This is a genomic window from Novosphingobium nitrogenifigens DSM 19370 (assembly GCF_000192575.1).
Classification (GTDB): Bacteria; Pseudomonadota; Alphaproteobacteria; order Sphingomonadales; family Sphingomonadaceae; genus Novosphingobium; species Novosphingobium nitrogenifigens.
Genome location: NZ_GL876926.1, coordinates 1,266,805 through 1,288,591, shown reverse-complemented (window position 1 = coordinate 1,288,591; position 21,787 = coordinate 1,266,805). Strand labels below are relative to the sequence as shown.

The 21,787-nt window shown below is 63.8% G+C and carries 17 protein-coding genes; 9 read left to right on the top strand and 8 right to left on the bottom strand.

The features are described 5' to 3' along the window. Positions 1–136 precede the first annotated feature (136 nt). The 6 genes from Y88_RS05965 (at position 137) to Y88_RS05940 (ending at position 7,002) form a co-directional block, all read left to right on the top strand. Positions 137–739, top strand: a complete 603-nt coding sequence (locus tag Y88_RS05965) for a rhodanese-like domain-containing protein (RefSeq protein ID WP_232280932.1) — start codon at positions 137–139, stop codon at positions 737–739. A gap of 188 nt (positions 740–927) precedes the next feature. Next, a complete protein-coding gene (gene adh, locus Y88_RS05960; RefSeq protein ID WP_036500316.1) occupies positions 928–2,448 on the top strand; it encodes an aldehyde dehydrogenase in 1,521 nt (506 codons plus the stop codon). 155 nt (positions 2,449–2,603) lie between these two features. Beyond that, the gene (locus tag Y88_RS05955) at positions 2,604–2,933 is read left to right on the top strand and encodes an EthD family reductase (RefSeq protein WP_008067185.1); all 330 of its coding nucleotides are present in this window, start codon (positions 2,604–2,606) and stop codon (positions 2,931–2,933) included. A gap of 76 nt (positions 2,934–3,009) precedes the next feature. Next, positions 3,010–3,471 (top strand): DUF779 domain-containing protein, encoded by a 462-nt coding sequence (locus tag Y88_RS05950; RefSeq protein ID WP_018075746.1) that lies wholly within the window; start codon positions 3,010–3,012, stop codon positions 3,469–3,471. A 154-nt stretch (positions 3,472–3,625) separates the two neighbouring features. Continuing rightward, the gene (locus tag Y88_RS05945) at positions 3,626–4,756 is read left to right on the top strand and encodes an FIST N-terminal domain-containing protein (RefSeq protein WP_008067181.1); all 1,131 of its coding nucleotides are present in this window, start codon (positions 3,626–3,628) and stop codon (positions 4,754–4,756) included. Then, on the top strand, positions 4,753–7,002 hold the full coding sequence (locus Y88_RS05940; RefSeq protein WP_008067179.1) for a hybrid sensor histidine kinase/response regulator: 2,250 nt from the start codon (positions 4,753–4,755) through the stop codon (positions 7,000–7,002). Before Y88_RS05945 ends, Y88_RS05940 begins: the two co-directional genes overlap by 4 nt. A gap of 89 nt (positions 7,003–7,091) precedes the next feature. On the opposite strand, the gene Y88_RS05935 is transcribed toward Y88_RS05940, so the two are convergent. The 4 genes from Y88_RS05935 to pedF form a co-directional block, all read right to left on the bottom strand. Next, the gene (locus Y88_RS05935) at positions 7,092–7,763 is read right to left on the bottom strand and encodes a response regulator (protein ID WP_408637184.1); all 672 of its coding nucleotides are present in this window, start codon (positions 7,761–7,763) and stop codon (positions 7,092–7,094) included. A 136-nt stretch (positions 7,764–7,899) separates the two neighbouring features. Then, positions 7,900–9,648 (bottom strand): methanol/ethanol family PQQ-dependent dehydrogenase, encoded by a 1,749-nt coding sequence (locus Y88_RS05930; protein WP_008067176.1) that lies wholly within the window; start codon positions 9,646–9,648, stop codon positions 7,900–7,902. A 265-nt stretch (positions 9,649–9,913) separates the two neighbouring features. After that, positions 9,914–10,810, bottom strand: coding sequence for a substrate-binding periplasmic protein (locus tag Y88_RS05925; protein WP_018075744.1), 897 nt, complete (start codon positions 10,808–10,810; stop codon positions 9,914–9,916). Continuing rightward, a complete protein-coding gene (pedF, locus tag Y88_RS05920; RefSeq protein ID WP_008067170.1) occupies positions 10,803–11,273 on the bottom strand; it encodes a cytochrome c-550 PedF in 471 nt (156 codons plus the stop codon). The genes Y88_RS05925 and pedF overlap by 8 nt, the downstream gene beginning before the upstream one ends. Before the next feature lie 240 nt (positions 11,274–11,513). On the opposite strand from pedF, the gene Y88_RS05915 reads away from it, so the two are divergent. From Y88_RS05915 to Y88_RS05905, 3 genes are all read left to right on the top strand, one after another. Next, positions 11,514–12,464 (top strand): PQQ-dependent catabolism-associated beta-propeller protein, encoded by a 951-nt coding sequence (locus Y88_RS05915; RefSeq protein WP_008067168.1) that lies wholly within the window; start codon positions 11,514–11,516, stop codon positions 12,462–12,464. 268 nt (positions 12,465–12,732) lie between these two features. Beyond that, entirely contained in the window at positions 12,733–14,127 is a 1,395-nt protein-coding gene (locus Y88_RS05910; RefSeq protein WP_018075742.1) for a porin family protein, read from the top strand. 150 nt (positions 14,128–14,277) lie between these two features. Continuing rightward, positions 14,278–15,459: a BaiN/RdsA family NAD(P)/FAD-dependent oxidoreductase gene (locus Y88_RS05905; protein WP_018075741.1), complete on the top strand. Its 1,182-nt coding sequence runs from the start codon at positions 14,278–14,280 to the stop codon at positions 15,457–15,459. Positions 15,460–15,549: 90 nt separating this feature from the next. Here the strand turns inward: Y88_RS05905 and Y88_RS05900 are convergent, their stop codons facing one another. The 4 genes from Y88_RS05900 to Y88_RS05885 all read right to left on the bottom strand — a co-directional run bounded on the left by Y88_RS05900 (position 15,550) and on the right by Y88_RS05885 (position 21,615). Beyond that, positions 15,550–15,909: a c-type cytochrome gene (locus tag Y88_RS05900; protein ID WP_008067160.1), complete on the bottom strand. Its 360-nt coding sequence runs from the start codon at positions 15,907–15,909 to the stop codon at positions 15,550–15,552. Positions 15,910–16,031: 122 nt separating this feature from the next. After that, positions 16,032–18,104, bottom strand: a complete 2,073-nt coding sequence (locus tag Y88_RS05895; protein WP_008067159.1) for a glycoside hydrolase family 97 protein — start codon at positions 18,102–18,104, stop codon at positions 16,032–16,034. Beyond that, the gene (locus tag Y88_RS05890) at positions 18,101–19,756 is read right to left on the bottom strand and encodes an alpha-amylase family glycosyl hydrolase (RefSeq protein WP_008067157.1); all 1,656 of its coding nucleotides are present in this window, start codon (positions 19,754–19,756) and stop codon (positions 18,101–18,103) included. Before Y88_RS05890 ends, Y88_RS05895 begins: the two co-directional genes overlap by 4 nt. Then, a complete protein-coding gene (locus tag Y88_RS05885) occupies positions 19,753–21,615 on the bottom strand; it encodes an alpha-amylase family glycosyl hydrolase (protein ID WP_008067154.1) in 1,863 nt (620 codons plus the stop codon). Before Y88_RS05885 ends, Y88_RS05890 begins: the two co-directional genes overlap by 4 nt. Positions 21,616–21,787: the final 172 nt, after the last annotated feature.

Genomic DNA, 21,787 nt, shown 5'->3' with positions numbered 1-21,787 from the left:
TCGAACCCACGAGGCCTGCGAGTGCCGCAAGGCCGGTCAATAATCCTCTCATACCATGTGGCAATTTAGCGGGCCGCGCTTTGGTCTAGAACTGTACCAAGGGAGTAGGGATGTGCGTGTGACGGTGCGACGGAAAGTGGAGCGCAGACGCGTTCTTGCAGGAGCAATGCTGCTGGCCGGAGTGGCTTTCGGCGTCAGGGCGAGCGCGATGGAGGCCTCCACGCAGGAGTTGCCGCTGTTCGACAGGCTGGGGTTTCGTGCCACGCGTTATCGCGCGGTGATCGATCGTGCGCCCACTCCGGCGATTTCCATGCCGCTCGATCGCGCCTTGCGCCTGCATCCGGGAAAGGACGCTCTGTTTCTCGATGTCCTGCCGGCAGAGGGAGGTCATCTCGACCGGACCAGCGGGCGATGGATGCTCGCCGAATCGCATGACACGATACCGGGTTCCCTGTGGTTTCCCGAAACCGGACGGGGCGTGGTCGATCCGCTTCTCTGGTCGGCCTTGACCGCCCGTGTCGAGGCGGTCCGCCACGATCATCCCGACTGGCCGATCGTGGTCTTTTGCCGTGCCGACTGCTGGATGAGCTGGAACGCTTCGCGCCGCCTTGCCCGTGCAGGTGTCGCCAATGTGTTCTGGTTCGCCGAAGGCATCGACGGATGGCACGATGCGGGTCGCGCGCTGGTGCAGGTGGTCCCGGAAACGGTCTCCGTGGCGCAGGTCCGGAACGCGTCTTGACCTAAAGTACGATTGGCGCGGGTAGGGGTGACGCGCAATTTCGTGCTGTACGTCCGAGGTGGATAGTCCCTGCGGTAAACCCCGGTGCGGACGCCGTTAAGACGACAGAGTTACCAGTTTTCGAACCGCGCCCGGCACGGCTTTTTCGGATCCGGTCAGGGCGCGGCGGAATGTCAAAGGAGAGTTCGATGCTGCAAGAGGCCATCAGCAAGTTTGCCGCAAATTCGCCGATCAAGGAACGTTTTGAAAACTTCATCGGCGGCAAGTGGGTCGCTCCGGTTCGCGGGCAGTATTTCGACAACATCTCGCCGGTGACCGGCAAGCCGGTCTGTCAGATCGCACGCGGCACAGCCGAAGACATCGAACTCGCGCTCGACGCGGCCCATGCCGCGCGTGCCGCCTGGGGTCGTACTTCGCCGACCGAACGCTCGAACATCCTGCTCAAGGTTGCCGACCGTCTCGAAGCCAATCTCGACCTCCTCGCTCTTGTCGAAACGATCGACAACGGCAAGCCGATCCGCGAAACCACTGTTGCCGACATTCCGCTCGCCATCGACCACTTCCGCTATTTCGCGGGCTGCATCCGCGCACAGGAAGGCTCGATCGGCGAAATCGATCATGACACTGTCGCCTATCACTTCCACGAACCGCTGGGCGTGGTGGGGCAGATCATCCCGTGGAACTTCCCGATCCTGATGGCCGCGTGGAAGCTGGCTCCGGCTCTGGCTGCGGGCAACTGCGTGGTGCTCAAGCCTGCCGAGCAGACCCCGATGTCGATCCTCGTTCTTGCCGAACTGATCGCCGACATCCTGCCCGCCGGTACGCTCAACATCGTCAACGGCTTCGGCATCGAAGCGGGCAAGCCCCTTGCGACCAGCAAGCGCATCGCCAAGATCGCCTTCACCGGTGAAACCACCACCGGCCGCCTGATCATGCAGTATGCCAGCGAAAACATCATTCCGGTGACGCTGGAACTGGGCGGCAAGAGCCCGAACATCTTCTTTGCCGACGTGGCGGATGAAGACGATGACTTCTTCGACAAGGCGCTCGAAGGGTTCACCATGTTCGCGCTCAACCAGGGCGAAGTCTGCACCTGCCCGAGCCGCGCGCTGATCCACGAATCGATCTACGACCGCTTCATCGAACGCGCGATCGCGCGGGTCGAAGCGATCAAGATGGGCAGCCCGCTCGATCCGGCGACGATGATCGGTGCGCAGGCGTCGAACGACCAGCTCGAAAAGATCCTGTCCTACATCGCGATCGGTCGCGACGAAGGCGCCGAAGTGCTGACCGGCGGGACCCGCGCGGTTCACACCGGTGAACTCGAGGGTGGCTATTACGTGACCCCGACCGTGCTCAAGGGCCACAACCGGATGCGCGTGTTCCAGGAAGAAATCTTCGGCCCGGTTCTGGCCGTCACCACCTTCAAGACTGACGAGGAAGCGCTGGCGATCGCCAACGACACCGCGTTCGGTCTCGGCGCCGGGGTGTGGAGCCGCAATGCCAACACCTGCTACCGCTTCGGCCGTGAAATCCAGGCCGGTCGCGTCTGGACCAACTGCTACCACGCCTATCCGGCCCATGCCGCGTTCGGCGGGTACAAGCAGTCGGGCATCGGTCGCGAAACCCACAAGATGATGCTCGACCACTATCAGCAGACCAAAAACCTGCTGGTCAGCTACAGCCCCAAGAAGCTCGGCTTCTTCTGATCGTGTGAACGGGGACGGCATGTGCGGGTGCGCATGCCGTCCGTCTTTGTATTTCTTGACCATATTGCAGGCGTCGCGCGGGGCGTGCATCCTGTCGAACATAGGGACGAGGTGCGGCAGGCCGCCGCATGAGGCCATCGACAGGAGACAGGAACATGGCGGAAGACAGCGCCGCGAACAGCCAGATCGTGTTGAACGTGCTCTATAACGAGCCCACCGATCCGGCAGCGTTCGAGGCCTATTATGCGCAGACCCACTTGCCGCTGGTCGACAAGATCGCGGGTCTTGCCAATGCGGTGCTCATCAAGGGCCTGCCCAATCCAGACGGCAGCAAGCCTGCCTTCTACCGTATCGCTCAGCTCTATTTCGACAGTGCCGAGCAAATGGCAGCATCGATGGGGTCGCCCGAGGGGCAGGCGGCCGTCGCCGATCTTGCCAATTTCGCAACGGGTGGCGTGACCGTGGTGGCGGGCACGACGACCTGATTCCAGCCCAACCAGGGCAACCCGCGATCGGCAGCGACTTTGTCTGTCGGAACGCGGGTTGCCGGGAGCCCCGACGATGACCGAGACCCTTTCGAGCCAGTCTGTTTCCCCTGCCGACGCAACTCTTCCGCCACGCATTCTGGCCTCGCCCGAGGCGCTCGAGCTGATGGCGAAGCTGGAGGCGGTCCACGGGCCGCTGATGTTCCATCAATCCGGGGGGTGTTGCGATGGGTCGGCGCCAATGTGTTACCAGCGCGGGGAATTCCGTGTCGGCGGGCAGGATGTCCTGCTCGGGGTGATAGGCAAGGACATTCCGGTCTGGATCGGAGCCACCCAGTTCGAATATTGGCGCCATACCCAGGTGACGATCGATGTCGTTCCCGGGCGCGGCGCGGGCATGAGCCTCGAAGCGCCCGAAGGGTTTCGCTTCATCGTGCGCAGCCGGGTCTTCACCGACGAGGAAGCGGCGGTTCTGGAAGCAGCCGGGGATCCCCCGCGGGGTGATACCTGGGTTCCCGAGGCAAGCGGCGGGAGCTGAGGCGCCGCGGCCGCATTCCGTAGCGTCCCGCCCGCCGGCAATGGTCGAACATGCGTCATTGGCGCTTGGCTGATCGGCCAGGGTGCGCTAAACGACCGTGTTAGACCCGAAAATCGGGCATTTCGGGAGAGCGAGATTGGCGGAAGCCGGCGTCTTGGATGAACTGATCGTCATCACGTCGCATTGTGGTGACCCGGAGATGGTCGTCGCCGATCTGGCGCGGAAGCTGTCCGGGCGCGCATTGGCCGGCGGTCTCATCTTCTGTTCGCACCGTTTCGCGAAACAGCCCTTTGCCCGATCCCTGCAGAACATTGTCGGACAGGTCCCTCTGGTCGGTTGCACCAGTGCAGGCGAACTCAGTGATCGCGGCTATGATGAAGACAGTGTGGTCTTCATCGGTTTTCCCGCAGACAGTTTTCGCATGGCGATCCACTGTTTCGACGATCTCGACCGGTTCGATCCCGCAGTGGGCGGGCAGGCGATCCGTGTCCTGGCCAGTCAGATGACGCGTGAAAGCCTGATCGTCGAAGGATTCGTCAATCAGGCCGCGCTGTTTCTGGTCGACGGGCTGTCCCATCGCGAGGAACTCCTGGCGATGACGGTGCAGGACGCCCTGGGCAAGACCCTGCTGGTCGGGGGCTCGTCGGGTGACGGAATGCGGTTCCGCGAGACGGCTGTCATGGTCGGCGGGCGCTTCCTCCACGACGCAGCGGTCGTCGTCATGCTGGCGAGCCGCCGCCCCCTGCGGGCGTTCAGCGCGCATCATTATCTGCCCGGTGGCGACAAGATGGTCGTGACTGCGGCCGATCCCAAGGAGCGGGTCGTCTACGAGATCAACGCCCGCCCTGCGGCAGAGGAATATCGTCGCGTCGCCGGAGGCGGTCCGGGGCCGCTCGATTCCGCGTTTTTCGCGGCCCATCCGCCGATGGTGCGCGCCGGAGGCAATCATTACGTCCGCGCGATCCAGTCGGTGAACGGGGACGGCAGCCTGACCTTCTATTGCGCGATCGACGTTGGCGTGGTGCTGACCGTTGGCGAGCCGGTCGACCGCCTGAGCCAGCTTGAAGCCATGTTCGACGAGATCGAGACCGAAGTGGGCGAGATTGACCACGTGATCGGGTTCGATTGCGTGCTCAATCGCATCGATGCCGAAAGCCGGCAGATGTCGGGCGCCGTGTCCCAGCTTTACAGCCGTCGCGGTGTGGTCGGCTTCAACACCTATGGCGAGCAGTTCCGCGCTGCGCATATCAACCAGACCCTGAGCGGTCTCGCCATCGGCCGATGAGCCGGCAGCCGGTAAACTGGGGCCTTGCCGGAAACGAACCGGAAGATGACGTGGTGTCGCTGCGCGCCCGCGTCCAGCAACTCGAAGTCATCAATGCCGCGTTGATCGACCGCATCGAACGGGCGAGTTCGTTCGAGGGCAATGCCTTTTCGATGTTCGAAACGGCGATTTCGCTCGAGGCGCTGGTACGCGATCGCACGGCAGCGCTCGAATCCGCCCTGGATCAGCTGTCGCGGGCCAATTCCAGCCTTGCCCTGGCCCATCGCGTTGCCGAGGAAGCACGAACCCGTCTGCGTGACGCGATTGAATCCTTGTCCGACGGGTTTGCGATCTATGACGGCAACGACCGTCTGGTCGTGTGCAATGCGGCTTTCCGGCGGCTCTGGCCCGAAATCGCCGAGCTTTCCGACGACCTGCAATTCAGCGAACTCGCCCGCGCGGTCGCCGAGCGGGGGCGCACGATCGGCTCGCTCGTGTCCCCGGATCGCTGGGTTGCCGATCGCATGGCGCGTCACACGCTGGCGCGCGGGATCCATATTCAGGCCTTGAGCGACGGGCGCTGGTTCCAGATCAACGAGATGCGCACGTCCGAGGGCGGCGTCGTCGGGATCTATACCGACATTACCGAGGTCAAGGCCGCAGAAGCTCGTCAACATGCTCGGCATCTGGGCGAACACAACCTCGCCTTGCAATCGACGCTCGACACCCTTTCCGAAGGGGTCTGTCTCTATGACCACAAGCACGGGCTTCAGGTCTATAACGGCGGACTTGCCCGTCTGCTCGGCTTGCGCGAGGATCATCGCCCGATTGCGACCCATGCGGGGCTGGTCGAGCATTGCCGCGCGCTCGGGCTCGACGAACCGGGCATTCTCGACTGGCGGGCGGCGCCGGGCGAGCGGCAATCGCGGACCTGTCGTCTGGGCGCGCGCGTGGTCGAGATCCGTTCGACGCCGATCGAACCGGGCGGCATGGCCTATAGCTTCGACGATGTGACCGACCGTCAGCTTTACGAAAAGACTTTGCGGGAAGCGGCCGAAACTCTTGAGCGGCGCGTCACCGAGCGCACGCGTGAGCTCGAAGCCGAAGTCGCCGAAAGGCGCGCGGTCGAGGCGCAGCTGATGTCCGCCAAGACGGCGGCCGAACATGCCAATCGATCGAAGACGAGCTTCCTTGCCGCTGCCAGTCACGATCTCTTGCAACCGCTCAACGCGGCGCGGCTTTTCGTTGCGGCGCTGAGCGAGCGGCGGCTGGCGCTGCCCACGCGAGCGCTGGTGCGCCAGACCGGGGTGGCGCTTGATTCGGTCGAGGAACTGCTGGAGGCCTTGTTCGAGATTTCCCGGCTCGATGCCGGGGCGGTGAAACCTGAAGTAACCACGATCGAGCTCGACCGAATGCTGGGCGCGCTACGCATCGAATTCGCGACCCAGGCGAAACAGGCCGGACTGATCCTGCGCATTCCCGATACCGGGCTGTGGGTGCGTTCGGACATTCGCATGTTGCGCCGTATCCTGCAGAATTTCCTGTCGAATGCCTTGCGCTACACCCGCGAGGGCGAAGTCTCGATCGATGTCATGTGCGAGGATGGGGAAGCGCGGATTGCCGTGTGCGATAGCGGTCCGGGAATCCAGCCGCAGCACCTGACCACGATTTTCGAGGAATTCCGCCGGGTCAATCCCGACCGCTCGACGCCCGGCAACGGGCTTGGCCTCGCGATTGTTCAGCGTGCCAGCCAGACGCTGGGGCATCGGATCGAAGTGACCTCGACACCTGGGGTCGGATCGCAGTTCGCCGTCCGCGTGCCGATCGGCGAGCCTGTGCGCGAGGCACCGCCATTGTCGCGCTCCCGCGAACGGGCAGAAGTCGCCGGACAGACCGGCAGCATCGTCATCATCGACAACGACCCGTCGATCCTGCGCGGGATGGAGGCTCTGCTCGAACGCTGGTCCTATCGCGTCATCACCGCGCATTCGCTTGAGGCGCTGATGGAACGGGTCGAGGGCGGAAGCGTGCCGGGATGGCCACCCGCCTTGATCATTGCTGACTATCACCTCGACGACGGCAAGCTGGGCGATGACATCATTGCCGAACTGCGCGCGCGGATCGGTGCGCCGGTGCCCGCGCTGATCATTTCGGCCGACCGCAGCGAGGAAGTGAAGGGGCGCATCCAGCAGGCCGCGCTGCCCATGCTGCAAAAGCCTGTAAAGCCCGCGCAATTGCGCGCTCTGATCAGGACGCTCTTGAGCTGATTTCGCAGGAGAGCCGCAGCCAGGTTAAAACGAAACGCCCCGGACGCAAGCCCGGGGCGTTTCGTTTTGCGACCCGGCAAGAGCCAAGATTACTGGAAGCCCACCCGATTGGCGAGAATGACCGCCTGTGTGCGGGAATAGGCGTTGAGCTTTTGCAGGATCGCCGAAACGTGCGCCTTGACCGTGGTCATCGAGACGTCGAGCTCGAACGCGATCTGCTTGTTAAGCTTGCCGTTGACGAGATGGCGCAGCACGACTTTCTGCTGCGGGGTCAGGGCCTCGATACGGGCGAGGATCGACGCGCGTTCGCGGGCATCCTCGTTGTCCTCTTCGAGAATGTTGGGGATGTAGATTTCCCCTTCGAGGACCTGTCGCAAGGCTTCGACGATTTCCGCGCGCTTCAGTGATTTCGGGATGAACCCCGCAGCCCCGGCGGCGAGCGCCTCGCGCACGGTGATGCGGTCGAGCGCACCTGAAACCATCACGACCGGAATGCTCGGGAAACTGTCGCGCAACCGGTTCAGCCCGGAAAAGCGGGAAACGTCAGGAATGTTGAGGTCCAGGAGGACCATGTCGACTTCACCGGCGGCTTCGAGCGCTTCAATCGCTTCGGACAGCGCACCGGCTTCGAGAATGACACACTCGGGAAAGCTGATTTCCAGGAGGCTTCGCATACCGTCTCGGACCAGGGAATGATCGTCGACAATCAGTACTCGCTCCATGGGCACAACCATGTTCCTGTCGTTCAAAGAATTGAACATAGCATGGTGGTCCGCGCTTGTCCCAGCCGATCGGCTCGTGGTTTGGCCTATCTGGTGAATGGTGATTTCTCCCCGGCAATCGAGCGGGTGACCCCGCCGGTCTGTCCCATGGGGACAGGACCGGCGGGAACCACGATCATTGCTTGGGCAGCTTGAACACCCAGAGCGAACCGCCCTGGCTGATTTCCTTGAACGTCTTGGCGACTTCGCCACCCCAAAGCGGAACCGCGCCGCCCCAGCCGGACATGACGGCCACATACTGTTCGCCGTCCATTTCCCAGGTGATTGGCGAGCCGACCACGCCCGAGCCGGTCTGGAACTTCCACAGTTCCTGGCCGGTCTTGGCGTCGAACGCCTTGAGGTAGCCTTCGGGGGTGCCGGTGAACACGAGACCGCCCGCAGTGGTCAGGACGCCGCCCCAGAGCGGAGCCTTGTTCTTGTATTCCCATGCGATCTTGCCGGTGGTCGGATCCATCGCGCGGAGCACGCCGATATGGTCGGGTGCGATCGGCTTGATGGTGAAACCCGCGCCGAGATAGGCCGCGCCCTTCTTGTAGGCGATGGGTTCGTTCCAGATGTCCATGCCCCAGTCGTTCGACGGGATGTAGAACATGCCCGTCTGCTGCGAATAGGCCATCGGCATCCAGTTCTTGCCGCCAAGGAAGCTCGGCGAGGAGAACACGACCTTGCCCTTTTCCGAACCTTCGGGCGCACCGGGGCGGCCGTCGGCGGTGAAGTTGGGGCGACCGGTCTTGGGATTGATGCCGTCGGCCCAGGTCGTCTGCATGACGAACTTCGACGCGCTGATGAACTTGCCGGTCAAGCGGTCGAGCACGTAGAAATAACCGTTACGGTCGGCTTTCGCGCCTAGCTTCATCGGCTTGCCGTTGATCGTGGCGTCGAACGGAATGAATTCGTTCACCCCGTCAAAGTCCCAGCCGTCGTGCGGGGTGGTCTGATAGTGCCACTTGATCACGCCGGTGTCGGCATCAATCGCCAGCGTCGAGCTGGTGTAGAGGTTGTCGCCCGGACGCATGTGGCTGTTCCACGGTCCCGGGTTGCCCGTGCCCATGTAGATCAGGTTGGTCGAGGGGTCATAAGTGCCGCCCAGCCAGGTCGCACCGCCGCCGGTCTTCCACAGGTCGCCGGTCCAGGTCGCGTTGAGCTTGCCGGTCATGCCGTTGGGCTGACCGTGGAGCGTACCGATGTTGCCTTCGACGGTGGGACGTTCCCAGATCAGTTCGCCGGTGTCGACGTTGCGGGCCTCGATCTTGCCCACGATGCCGAATTCACCGCCCGAGTTGCCGTAGATCACCATGTCCTTGACGATCATCGGCGCGGCGGTGGCGGAATAGCCGGCCTGATAATCGGCCATGGTCTTGTTCCAGATCACCTTGCCGGTGTGGCGGTTGAGCGCGACGAGGTGCGCGTCGAGCGTGGCGAAGATGATCTTGTCGCCGTGGATGGCGGCGCCGCGGTTGACCACGTCACAGCAAGGCATGATGCCGTCGGGCAGGCGGGCGTCGTATTCCCACTTCTTGTCGCCGGTGCGGGCGTCGAAAGCAAAGACGCGCGAATAGGAACCGGTGACGTAGATCATGCCGTCGTAAACGATCGGCTGAGCTTCCTGACCGCGCTGTTTTTCACCGCCGAGCGAAGAGGCGAAAGCGGGAACCAGATTCTTCACGGTCGTGGTGTTGATCTGGGTCATCGGGCTGAAACGCTGTGCCCAGGGACCCATGCCGTAGCTCAGGACGTCGCCGGTCGACTGCGCGTCGTTGTTGATGTCCTGGCTGCTCGGGCCGCTTTCCGCGAAGGCCGGTGCTGCCAATGCAACCGCGAGCGAGACAAGACCTGTCAGGCCGCGCGTGAAACTCCCCTTCATGCATGCTCTCCTGTGACTTCTGCGCCCCCCGTTGACGAGGCGAAGGCTGTCGCGAAGCAAAGGGACGCAGGTCCCCTCGAAAGACTGTCCTTCCGAATGCTTCCTGCGGCACCCTATCCGATGAAAGGGGGGCAGCAATTGAACCTTGGGACAATCACCTCGTCCGATTTGGCAATGGGCCGTCCCGGTGCCCGCCGGGCACGGCAATGCGGCCGCCGGGCCAGTGCCGGACGACCGCATCGGGTGGAATGCGGGACATGGAAATTCAGGCAGCGACCGCCGCGTGCCAGGCAACGCCGTATTGCGCGAAGATCGACTCGATGCGGCCGTTCTTCGTCATCTCGACGATGCTGTTTTCCAGAAGGTCGCCGAGCGTGCGGCTGTTGTCCTTGACCGCCATGGCGATGTCCCATCCGGGCGAAAACAGCGCCGGGATCGGACCCTTGCGACGATGCACCGCATTTTGCGGGCGATCGTGCAGGGCCGCCTCGACTTGGGCGCGTGTCGCGAGCACGGCATCGGCCTTGCCCTCGACCACCGCCTCGGTCGCTTCATAGCCGCCCCGGTAGTGGTGCACGTCGTTGCGCAGGACGCCGCCGAATGCGGTCAGCAGGTATTCGTCCGAGACCGTCGCGGTTTCGGCGGCAAGGCGGCGGCCGTGAAGCTGTGCGGGCGGAACTTCGCAATCGCTCTGTTCGTTGCCGCAGGCCATCGCAAAGCCCTCGCGATAATAAGGCCCGAGGATCGCGACCTGATCGTTCTCGATCATGATCTGCCGGTCGAACGGGACATGCATCATCACGTCGCAGACCTGAAAGCCGAGCAAGCCACCGCGCCAGACGGTGTTGCGCAAGTCGGCGGCGATGTCGTCGCCGGGCATGAAGGCGATGACTTCGGCCCGCACGCCGATCTTTTCGGCCATGGCCCGGGCAAGGTCGGCGTCGATTCCACGAACGACGCCACCCTCGACCCAGGACCAGGGGCGGTTGTCGGCATAGACCGCAACGCGCAGAACCCCGGTCTCGCGGACCTTGGCAAGCGGCGCGGCCTCTGCCTGCCGAGGCAAGGCGACTGCCGTCGCGGCCGTCAGCGCCCCGGCAAGGAACGCACGACGAGCCATCCAGTCAGTCGCGGACCGATGGGGCTTGGGCCGATCAGTCATCGGTATGCTTGGTTTCGAGCCATGCGCGAATGGCCCAACCGGCCTTCTGGCCCAGGACTTCGCCCATCGGCGGCATGTAGACCTTGCCGTCGTGGCTCGAGCCGTGGTGATAGCGCTGAACGAACCATTCGTCGCCGCTGTCGCCGAGTTCGAGATAGCGCAGGTCCGGGGCGATGCCGCCCGAGATCGCGTCGAGGCCGTGGCAGCGGGCGCAGTTCTGGCCATAGGCCGACTGGCCGATCTCGATGGCCTTGGCATTGCCGCGATAGGGGTTGTGCGTGAGCCAGGTGTCGTTGTCCGGCTTGATGTCGGGCAGCGCGCTGGTGTCCACCGGCTGGGGCGTGACATTGCCGTGGGCCAGCAGCTGGGTGCTGACGCCCATCGTTGCAGCGACCATCGCACCGGCCAGGACCAGGCGCCCGACAACCTTCGCAGAAACCTTGGACGTAAACTTGCGGCTCATTTCAGGATCCTCCAGTCGGGCGCGGCATAAAACGATTCCTGCCGGGTCCCGTCACAATCACCACTCTCGATCGTTAGCGGAATACTGTAAGGTCCTGACCCGAACCCATTGTACCTTCGTACAGTATGCCCATCAGGGCGGGGCGAGGATAAAAGTTCCATGGAAATCACGGCATCACGCTCCCTGCGTCCCAACCGTCGGCGCAATCTTCTCCGTCGCGTATTGTGCGCTGCAGCATGGGTGGCATTGGGCAGTCAGGGCATCGCTGTCGCCCATGCCGAAGGGGCTGGAACCGCCTATATCTCGAACGAGCGCGGCAACACCGTCAGCGTGATCGATCTTGGCAGCGGAAAGGCCGTGGCGACATGGCAGGTCGGCGCAAGGCCGCGCGGTATCGCCCTGTCGCGCGATGGCGGGAAAGTCTTCGTCGCGGTCGGAAACGACAATGCTGTCGAAGTGCGCGATCGCAAGACCGGCGCGCTGATCTCGACGTTGCCGTCGGGGCAGGACCCGGAGCAGTTCTATCCCTCGCGCGACGGGCGCCTGCTGTTCGTCGCCAACGAGAACGACGCCGCCACAACTGCGATCGATCTCGCCCGCGGGCAAGTCGCTTGGCAAGTCCCTGTAGGGCGCGATCCGGAAGGGGTAACGGAAAGTCCGGACGGCAAATGGCTGGTTGTGACGAGCGAGGACCAGTCGTTCCTGACCTGGGTTGATCTTGCGACGCATCAGGCCGTCGACCAGACGCAGACCGAGCCGCGTCCCCGTCATGTCGAATTCACGCCCGACGGCCGCGAATTGTGGGTGGCGGATGAAGCGGGGCAAGTGGTCCAGATCGTCGATCCGACCAGCCACAAGGTCACTGCGACGATCCCCTTTGCTCCGCCCGAGACGCAGGCCTACAAGGTGCTTCCCTGCGGCATTCGCTTTACCCGCGACGGCAAGCTGGCCGTTGTTGCCTTGGGCCGGGCCAATCACATTGCGCTCGTCGATGTGCCGACCCGCAAAGTGCTGGGCTATGTCCGCGTCGGCGGGCGCCCCTGGCATCTGGCTTTCAGCCCGGACGAGCGCGACGTGATCGTCGCCAACGGGACCACCGACGATGTGAGCATAGTCGATCTGGCGACGCGGGCGGTGCGGGCGACGATCCCTGCCGGTGGGGGACCCTGGGGCGTTGCGATCGCGCCCTGAAAACCCGGTTCGAAAAGACCCTCGAGAATCGCGTCGCTTTTTGCTGCGTTCGGTTGGGTCGGAAAACTTGCAACGAATTGATCGTGTTGCAGGATTGGATGAGGTTAATTACGGATATTCCGGCCGTTTACGGGATCTATGCGTCCGTCGTCCGCATTGGTCCAAAGTATCAGGTCCCAAAGTCCAATTCCTGACATGGCCGCATGGTCGCATTCTCTTCAATGTGACTGCACAAATTTCGCAGCACAATGAGGGGAGTTCGATGCCAATGAAAAGGTTTCTCGGCGGCAGTGCCGTCGCTATCGCGCTGTGCCTGGTTTCCACATCGGCCTACGCAGGTAGCAGCGCCGCACTTCTCAAGCGCCTGCACGACAAGGGCATCTTGAGCGACGAAGACTATTCCGAACTTTTGAAGGAGGACACCGAGCAAGCGCAGAACGCCGTGACGGCGCCGCCTCCGGCTCCGGTACAGGCCCCCGCGACGGGCGGCGGTCGTATCATCAAGGCGACTGACAGCGGGATCGGTTTTGAAGTCGGCGGGGCGACGATCAAGTTTTCCGGTTCGGTCAACGGCTTCTACGTCAGCGATAACGGGCAGACGCCCGGCGCCAACACCACAGTCGTGGGCGGCGTGACCAATGTCGGCAACAGCACCAGCGCAGTTCGTAACGGTCTCTTGCCCGGCTTCTTCAAAATCGACGTGACCACGACGCAGGGCGGATGGGACGTCGGCGCGCACTTCGGCATGTATCCGGGTATCAACAGCGCCGCGTGGGGCACGCTGGGAGCCAACAACGGCGGGCAGCCGACCGCGCTTGCCACGGCCGGCATCGACTTCCGTCAGACGTACCTGACGGTCGCGCGCAAGGGCTTTGGTGAGTTGAAGATCGGTCGCGACGTCGGCCTGTTCGGCCAGGACGCGATCCTCAATGACATCACCCTGCTGACGCCCGGTACACCCGGCAGCAATATCGCGCCCAGCAATACGACGCTCGGTCGCATCGGCGTCGGTTATATCTACACCGACTTCCAGCCGCAGATCACCTATACGACGCCCAGCTTCATGGGCCTGAAGGCGAGCGTTGGTGTGTTCCAGCCGCTGGCATCGCTGACCGGTCCGACCGAGTCCAACACCCAGCCGGGCTTCCAGGCACGCATCGCCTATGACACCAAGCTGGGCGGTGTCGGTCTGCATTCGTGGGTGTCGGGTATCACGCAGAAGCATGATATTCTCGGCGGCGGCTCCTATGTCGGTCGCGGTATCGACTTCGGCAGCAAGGCGACTGTGGGGCCGGTCTCGGTGCTCGGGTACTACTACACCGCCAAGGGGCTGGGCACGACCGTGCTCAACCTGTTCGACACCGACGGCAACGGCAATACCCGCGGCAGCGAAGGCTATTACTTCCAGGCAGTGCTCAACCACGGAAAGTGGACTCTTGCGGGCAGCTATGGCGCCAGCTTGCTGCACTTCGCCGATGCCAGCGATGCGGTTTCCAACCCCACTCTCGTGCGCAGGAACGAGAGCGAAGTGGGCCAGGTCCGTTACGGCCTGACCAGCTGGGTCACGCTGATCGGCGAATATACCCACAGCCATTCGGTGGCCCACAACAACAACTCCGCCTCCAGCAACACTGTCGCGGTCGGCGGTATCCTGTTCTTCTGATCCACATTCCGGTCGGGTCTGCGCCGTTGGGGGCGCAGGACCCGGTCCTCTCCCCGGGCAGGGTGGCAGGCGGTGTTCCCGCTTGCCGCCCTGCCTGGCATTTGGTGGGCGCCGATTGCCTTGGGAATGGCTTTGGGGCAGGGGGCAAGGATGGATCAGGCAGCCGAATTTGACGTGATTGTTCTTGGCGCAGGTGCGGCCGGGCTCATGTGTGCGGCCCGTGCGGGGCAAGTCGGGCAGCGGGTTCTGGTCGTCGACCATGCCGACGAACCGGGGCGCAAGATCCTGATTTCGGGCGGCGGCCGCTGCAACTTCACCAATATCCATGCCGCGCCCGATCGCTACCTCTCGCAAAATCCCCATTTCGTTCGTTCCGCGCTCAGCCGGTATGGGGCGCAGGATTTCCTCGAGCTGGTCGAGCGACACGGGATCGCGTGGCACGAAAAGACGCTGGGGCAGCTCTTTTGCGACGGGTCTGCCCGCCAGATCCTGGCCATGCTGCTCGACGAATGTGCGCAGGGGCAGGTGGAGATCGCGTGCGGTGCGCCGATCACCGATGTGACCCATGCCGACGCGCAGTTTCGCGTGGCGTTCGGCGGGCGCGTGGCGCGTGCGCGGGCTCTGGTGATCGCGACCGGGGGTCCTTCGATTCCCAAGCTCGGCGCGACCGGCTTTGCCTATGATCTGGCGCGCCGGTTCGGGCTCAAGGTGGTGCAGCCGCGTCCGGCGCTCGTACCGCTGACGTTGCCGGGGGACGAGGCGCTGTTTCGCGGTCTTGCCGGTGTGGCAAGCCCGGTCATCGCTCGCTGTGGCAAGGCGTCGTTTCGGGAGGCGGCGCTGTTCACCCATCGCGGGCTATCCGGCCCCGCGATCCTTCAGATTTCGTCCTACTGGCAAAACGGAGAGGCGATCGGCATCGATTTCCTTCCCGATGAAGCGGAAGGCTGGCTCTTGGCAATGAAGCGCGAGCAACCGCGGGCGAGCTTGCGCAAGGTGCTGTCGGCGCGGCTGCCCGACCGGCTGGCGGACGCCTTGTGCGAACGGTTGGGCATGACCGGCGACCTCGGCAATCTGTCGGATCGGGTGTTGTCGGCGGCGGCGGCCCGTCTTTCGGGCTGGCTTTTCCACCCCAACGGCAGCGAGGGTTTTGCCAAGGCCGAAGTGACGGTCGGCGGGATCAGCACGGCCGAGCTGTCGTCGAAGACGATGGAGGCCAAGCGCGTTCCCGGTCTCTTTGCCATCGGCGAGGCCGTCGATGTGACCGGATGGCTGGGCGGGTACAATTTCCAGTGGGCCTGGGCGAGCGCGGTCGCGGCGGCTCAGGCGATCTGAAGGCCTGGAAGGCGGCAGGGTGCCGATCTCCAACAAAAAGAGCCGCGCCGGATTGTCCGGCGCGGCCCATTGCACGCGATCTCGCCTGGGTTAGTGCAGGGTTTTGAGATAGGCGATGATCTCTGCGCGCTTGGCAGGGTCCTTGAGACCAGGGAACGACATCATCGTGCCCGGCACCATCTGCATCGGGCCGGTCAGCCACTTGTCGAGAGCAGCGTCGTTCCAGGTGATCTTCTGCGCTTTGAGCGCGGCGGAATAGTTGAACTTGGCCGACGCAGCCTTGCGGCCATAAACGCCCCACAGGTCCGGGCCGATCTTGGGACCGGCGTCCTTGGTAGCATTGTGGCAGGCGGCGCAGCGGGCAAAGGAAGCGGGCGCCGGCGCGGCATGGGCAACGGCCACCGAGGCAAGCGCGGCACCGGCGAGCGCAAGCGACTTCAGCAGGGTCATGAATGGTTCTCCCGTCAGGATGCGCAGTCTGTACTGGCTGGGCACCGCCCTGCCACTGCTCGGGGGGCGGGGGTATTGCACTTATGGCCGGGGGCGGCTCGGCCCCCGGATTCAGTAAGCAGTCATTTGCCCTGTGGAACGAGTCGGATCGCGGTGCCGCCTCCGGGCGCGAGCCAGATCGGCAGCGTGTCCCCCTTGCGGATCGCACGCGTGTCATAGGCGATCCGGTGGCGGCTTTCGTCGGCATAGGTGATGCCGTCCGCGTCCTTGTAGATCGTCGCGGTATAGGCCTTGCCCGCAGGCAGGAACCCGAAGTCCAGCGTCAGCGTGCGCGCCGTCGCGTCATTGACGCCGCCCACGTACCAGTCCTGGCTCGCACGATCCTTGCGGGCAAAGATCGCATATTCGCCGATACTGCCCGCGATCAGGTGGCTCTCGGCCCAGTCGGCGGGAACCGCGCGGATGAACTCCAGCTCACGCGGGTATTTCGCCAGATTGTCGATGCTGTCGGCTGCCATCTGGATCGGGGAATAGATGGCAAGGTAAAGCCCGAGTTGCTTGGCAAGGGTCGAGGCCAACGGGACGTGGTCTGCCCCTTCGAGGCTGAGCACGCCGGGGGTGAAATCCATCGGCCCCGACAGCATGCGGGTATAGACCAGCGTTGCCTCGTGCGAGGGCGGATTGGAGAACGCCCCCCATGCATTGTATTCCATCCCGCGCGCGCCTTCGCGGGCGACCCAGTTGGGATAAGTGCGGCGCAGGCCGGTATCCTTGACCGGTTCGTGCGCGTCGATGGCGATGTGGTACCTGGCGGCGGTCTCGACCACTTTCAGGTGGTGTTCGACCTGACGCTGCCCGTCGTGCCATTCCATGCGCAGGCTGCCGGGGGTGTCGCCGGGCGCGACGATGCCGCCGCCGTCGGCGACATAGCCGGTCTTGACCAGGCCGATGCCGACCGAGGCATAGAGTTTCATCGCGTCGTCGAGCTGGCTTTCATAATTGGCGATGTTGCCGCCGGTCTCGTTATGACCGATCAGGCGCACGCCTTTTTGGCGGGCATAGTCGGTCACCGCTTTGAGGTCGAAATCGTCGGCCGATTTCGTGAAGCTGAACTGGTCGCCGTGGCCGAGCCAGTTGCCGTTCCACCCTTTGTCCCAGCCTTCGACCAGGACGCCGGAAAAGCCGTGCTGCGCGGCAAAGTCGATATAGTCCTTCGTCCGCTGCGTGGTGGCGCCGTGACGCGGACCTTCGGCCCAGGTCCAGTCGCCCTTGATCATGTTCCACCAGATGCCGATGTATTTCTGCGGCTTGAACCAGGAAACATCGCCCAGCTTGTTGGGCGCGTTGAGATTGAGTTCGAGATCGTTTTCGACAAGTCCCGCCGCATCGTCGGCAATCCGCATCGTGCGCCATGGCGTGTCGAAGGGGAGATCGCGTACGACCCGCGCCCCGCGCGAGGAGGGCGAGAGCGTGGTGCGGAATTTCTGCCCGTCCTCGCGCTTGAGCCAATAGGCGGCATAATCGACCAGAGCCGCTTCGTGGATGGCGATGTGGGTGCCGTCGTCGAGCCGCATGGTCACCGGGGTATGCGCGGTGGCAACGCCATCGATCGGGGTTTTCTGATAGATCTGTTCGTAGCGGTTCCAGTCGCCGCCGGTGATCCACCATGCGGTCCCCTTGGGCACGATCGAGAATTCGGTTTCCTCGTCGGCAATGCGCATGGTGGTCATCGCCGCCTGCTTGGGCAGTTCGTAGCGAAAGCCGATGCCGTTGTCGAAAAGGCGGAACCGGACGTCCATCAGCCGCCCGCCTTGTTCGCCGGACTGGCGGAAATGGACGAGCATCTCGTTATAGTGGTCGCGAACATAGCGGCGTTCGCCCCACGGCTGTTCCCATGTGTCGTCGCCCGAGGCCGTTTCGCTGCCGGTCACGCTCCAGCCGCGCACCATGTTGAGCCCGTCGGTCAGGATGAAGCCGAGCAGCGAGGGCGCAACCAGCGCCTTGCCCTTGCGCGACAACGACCAGCGCGCGCGTTGGTCGTTGTCGATGGCAACGCACAGGGACAGCGTCGCGTCGGGCGACGTGCGGCACAGCGGTGCGGCCGTATCCGCATGGGCAAGCGGGGCCGTTGCGGCAAGGCCCGCGATCACGGCCCCGGCAAAGGCTCTGGAAAGAGTGAAGCGAACAGGTTTCAAGCAGACGTCTCCCGGATGATTATCGCTCCCCATGGAGGGAGGTGGCCGTTATCGGCCTCGTTGACGGCCAGCAGGACATCGCCGACCGGGCATTTGTGAGTGTGGCGCTGACCACCGATGTTGAAGGCGCAGTGGATCGCTTCGCCATCGACGCGGCGGGTGAACGAGAGAAGGTCGCCTTGCGCGCGGATATGGTCGATGGCCCCGTGGTGCAGTGCCCGATGCCCGCGACGCAGGGCGAGAACCTGTCGCGTGAAATGCAGGAGAGCGGTCGGATCGGCTTCCTGTGCATCGACGGCACGGGCGATATTGCCCGCCGAGAGTGGGAGCCACGGCGTTCCCTTGGTAAAGCCGCCGTTGGGCGCACCGGCCAGCCACGGCATCGGTGTGCGCACGCCGTCGCGACTGAGCGTCAGGGGCCAGTTGGCGATCGCCTCGGGGTCTTTCAGCAGGTGGAACGGGATCTCGTCCTGAAGCAGGCCCAGCTCCTGACCCTGATAGAGGAAGATATTGCCCCGGAGCGAGGCGAGCAGGAGCAGCAGCATCCGCGCAAAGGCCGGGCGGTTGTCGTCCCCGGCCCAGCGCGAGAGGCAGCGGGGCGCGTCGTGGTTCTCGAACGCCCAGCTCGGCCATCCTTCGGCAAGGTGGTCGTGGCCAGTATGACCGTGAACGGGATGATCGGGCCATCCGCGCATGACCCGCGCGACAAGCTCCGCCGTCAGCTCCGGCGCATAGAGAAAGTCGAAGCCATAGGCGCTCGACAGGCGATGGTTTCCGGCGGTGTAGGCCTTCATCCAGCGCATGGGATCATCGCCGCCGACTTCGGCAACGGTAAAGATCGCGCCATGCTCGTCACAGATCCCGCGAATGCGCTCGACAAAGCCGATCACGTCGGGATGGTTCATGCTGTAGACCTTGGCCTGATAATCGTAAGGCCGGGTGCGCGGGCCGTCGTTGTCTGCCGGGGGATTGTCGGTCAGCGCCGGATCGAACATCGAATGGTTGAGCGCGTCGAAGCGGAAACCGTCGACCCCGCGCTCCAGCCAGAACCGCACGACATCGAGCAGGGCATTCTGAACCGCAGGGTTGTGGACGTTGAGCTGCGGCTGTTCCTTGAGAAACTGGTGATAGTAATATTGCCGTCGCCGCCCGTCCCATGTCCATGCCGGGCCGCCAAAGACCGATTGCCAGTTGTTGGGCGGCGTGCCGTCAGGACGGGGATCGGCCCAGACGTACCAGTCGGCGAGCGGATTTTCCCGGTCCGAGCGGCTTTGCGCGAACCAGGCATGATGGTCCGAGGTATGGGCAAAGACGAGGTCGATTGTGACTTTCAGGCCGAGGTCGTGTGCGCGGGCAACCAGCGCGTCGAAATCGGCCAGAGTGCCGAAAGTCGGATCGACATCGCGGTAATCAGCGACGTCATAGCCATAATCGGCCATCGGGCTGGTGAAGAAGGGGGAAATCCAGATCGCATCGACGCCGAGCCGGGCAACGTGATCGAGATGGGCGGTGATGCCTGGAAGATCCCCGATCCCGTCGCCGTTGCTGTCGGCAAAGCTGCGCGGATAGATCTGGTAGATGGCGGCGCCGCGCCACCATTCTACGGTGTCGTTCTGGTTGGAGTCCTTCAAAGTCCGGCACACCTCGTTCATCGTTCGGCCTCGCAAATCACATAGCCCAGCGCGGGCAGGGTAAGGCGGACGGACCCCGGCGCATCCGCCTTTGCCGGGCATGGCCCGGCAAGGGCATGAAACGAACGCGAACGGGCATCGACTTCGACCGCGGCGGAAAGCGACCTCTTTTCCGTATTATAGGCTATCAGTACTTCATGACCGTCGGTTGGGTCGATCCGCGAAACGGCGAAGATGCCCGGGACCGTCGATCGTGCCCGGATGATCTGGGTTCCCGTGCGAAGGGCAGGGGTCTCGCGGCGAATGCGGGCAAGATCGGCAATCGCTCGGAAAATCGGATGATCGGTGGCGAAATGCGGCGTGGCCGTGGTCGTTGTCGTGCCGATCAGTTTTTCGGCGTTGTAGCTGGCGACGTGCGATCCGAACTGGTCCTCGCGCGCGTCCTGGTCGCCGCCGGTCCCGGCAAAACCCTGTTCGTCGCCCGCATAGATCGCGGGGACGCCGCGCAAGGTCAGCAACATGGCATGGGCAAGGATCGTTCGTTGCAGGACTTCCTCGTCGCCTGCCTGCGGTAGTGCCTGCCGGATGGCCCAGCCGATGCGGCCGTTGTCGTGGTTGCTGACGAACGTGACTTCCTCGCGCGCGCCTTTTTCCCCACCGGCATAAAGCGCGTCGGCGGCGAACATGTCCTCGACACGGTCAGTGCCGCCGGTTCCGGTCACGGCATCGATCACCGCACGGCGAAACCCGAAATCGAGCGTCGCGGGAAAGGCGGCGATCCGGGTGAAGCGCGCCTGGTTGGGGGCATTGCCCGCGTCCCCGGCGACTTCGCCGAAAATCGCGAAATGGGGTATTCCGTGCGCCTTTGCGACGGCGCGGATGGCGGGAATGAAGGCGCGCCAGAACGCGGGATCGACATGCTTGGCGGTGTCGATCCGGTATCCGTCGATGCGATAGCGGGTGATCCAGTCCGAATAGATCGCGATCATGCCCCGGATCACCCGGGGGCTCTCGGTCATGACGTCGTCGAGCCCGGAAAAGTCGCCCATGGTCGAGCTTTCGCCCGCGAACGTCGAATTCCCGCGATTGTGATAGATCAGCGGATCGTTGAGCCAGCCGGGTACCTTGGCCTTTTCCTCGCCCGGATCGATCACCGGGGTATAGGCATAGTCCGGTCGGGTGAGGTGCGCGAAATTGGCCTCAGTGCCGATGGCGTCACCCAGAAAGCCCGGATTGATCGGGGCCCCGTCGATCCCGCCGCGCCGTTGATAGGGATAGTCCGCGCGGCTGCGATAGGGGCAGTTGCCGTCGGGGCATTCGCGGTAATGGATGACGTCGGCGGTGTGATTGACGACGATGTCCATATAGACCTTGATGCCCCGGGCATGGGCTTCGCGGACAAGCCGGGCAAAGTCGGCATCGGTGCCGAAATGGGGATCGACGCGGGTGAAGTCGGTGATCCAGTAGCCGTGATAGCCTGCGCTTTCATGGCCCGGAGCGCCCTGAACCGGGCGATTGCGGAAAATCGGGCCGACCCAGATCGCCGTCGCGCCCAAGGCCTGGATATAGTCGAGACGGCGGATCACGCCGACAAGATCGCCACCGTGATAGAACCCCTTGTCCGAGGGATCGAACCCGGTCTTCAGCCGGTCTCCCATGAGGCCGCCGGTGTCGTTCGCCGGATCGCCGTTGTCGAACCGGTCGGGCAACAGGAAATAGACGATTTCGTCGGCGGCAGGGCGCTGCGCCAGCGGAACGGTGGTCGCCGCAAACCCGGTTTGCGGTGGGGCCAGCGCCAGTGCGGCGAATGCGGCTCTTGCGATCAGGCCTCTTGCACGCGCGCCGAAACCCGCTGTGCGTGCCGGTTGGTTTGCAGGCACGATTTCTCCCCTCTTTTGTCCCCTTTGCCATCGCCTGAGGAGGCCGTCACAAGAATACGTATACCGCAAGGGATCGTGCAGGGCGGGCTGCAATGCCGGATCGCGAGGAGGGGAAGGGCGGGAATTCAACGCCTTGTCCGCATGGCGCGGGGGTCGCTTAAACGGCAAGGCG

Bases quoted from the DNA above. Each gene is read 5' to 3' on its own strand.
- adh (WP_036500316.1), top strand. From the start codon at position 928: ATGCTGCAAGAGGCCATCAGCAAGTTTGCCGCAAATTCGCCGATCAAG.
- Y88_RS05955 (WP_008067185.1), top strand. From the start codon at position 2,604: ATGGCGGAAGACAGCGCCGCGAACAGCCAGATCGTGTTGAACGTGCTC.
- Y88_RS05950 (WP_018075746.1), top strand. From the start codon at position 3,010: ATGACCGAGACCCTTTCGAGCCAGTCTGTTTCCCCTGCCGACGCAACT.
- Y88_RS05940 (WP_008067179.1), top strand. From the start codon at position 4,753: ATGAGCCGGCAGCCGGTAAACTGGGGCCTTGCCGGAAACGAACCGGAA.
- Y88_RS05935 (WP_408637184.1), bottom strand. From the start codon at position 7,763: ATGTTCAATTCTTTGAACGACAGGAACATGGTTGTGCCCATGGAGCGA.
- Y88_RS05930 (WP_008067176.1), bottom strand. From the start codon at position 9,648: ATGAAGGGGAGTTTCACGCGCGGCCTGACAGGTCTTGTCTCGCTCGCG.
- Y88_RS05925 (WP_018075744.1), bottom strand. From the start codon at position 10,810: ATGACTGATCGGCCCAAGCCCCATCGGTCCGCGACTGACTGGATGGCT.
- pedF (WP_008067170.1), bottom strand. From the start codon at position 11,273: ATGAGCCGCAAGTTTACGTCCAAGGTTTCTGCGAAGGTTGTCGGGCGC.
- Y88_RS05910 (WP_018075742.1), top strand. From the start codon at position 12,733: ATGAAAAGGTTTCTCGGCGGCAGTGCCGTCGCTATCGCGCTGTGCCTG.
- Y88_RS05905 (WP_018075741.1), top strand. From the start codon at position 14,278: ATGGATCAGGCAGCCGAATTTGACGTGATTGTTCTTGGCGCAGGTGCG.
- Y88_RS05900 (WP_008067160.1), bottom strand. From the start codon at position 15,909: ATGACCCTGCTGAAGTCGCTTGCGCTCGCCGGTGCCGCGCTTGCCTCG.
- Y88_RS05890 (WP_008067157.1), bottom strand. From the start codon at position 19,756: ATGAACGAGGTGTGCCGGACTTTGAAGGACTCCAACCAGAACGACACC.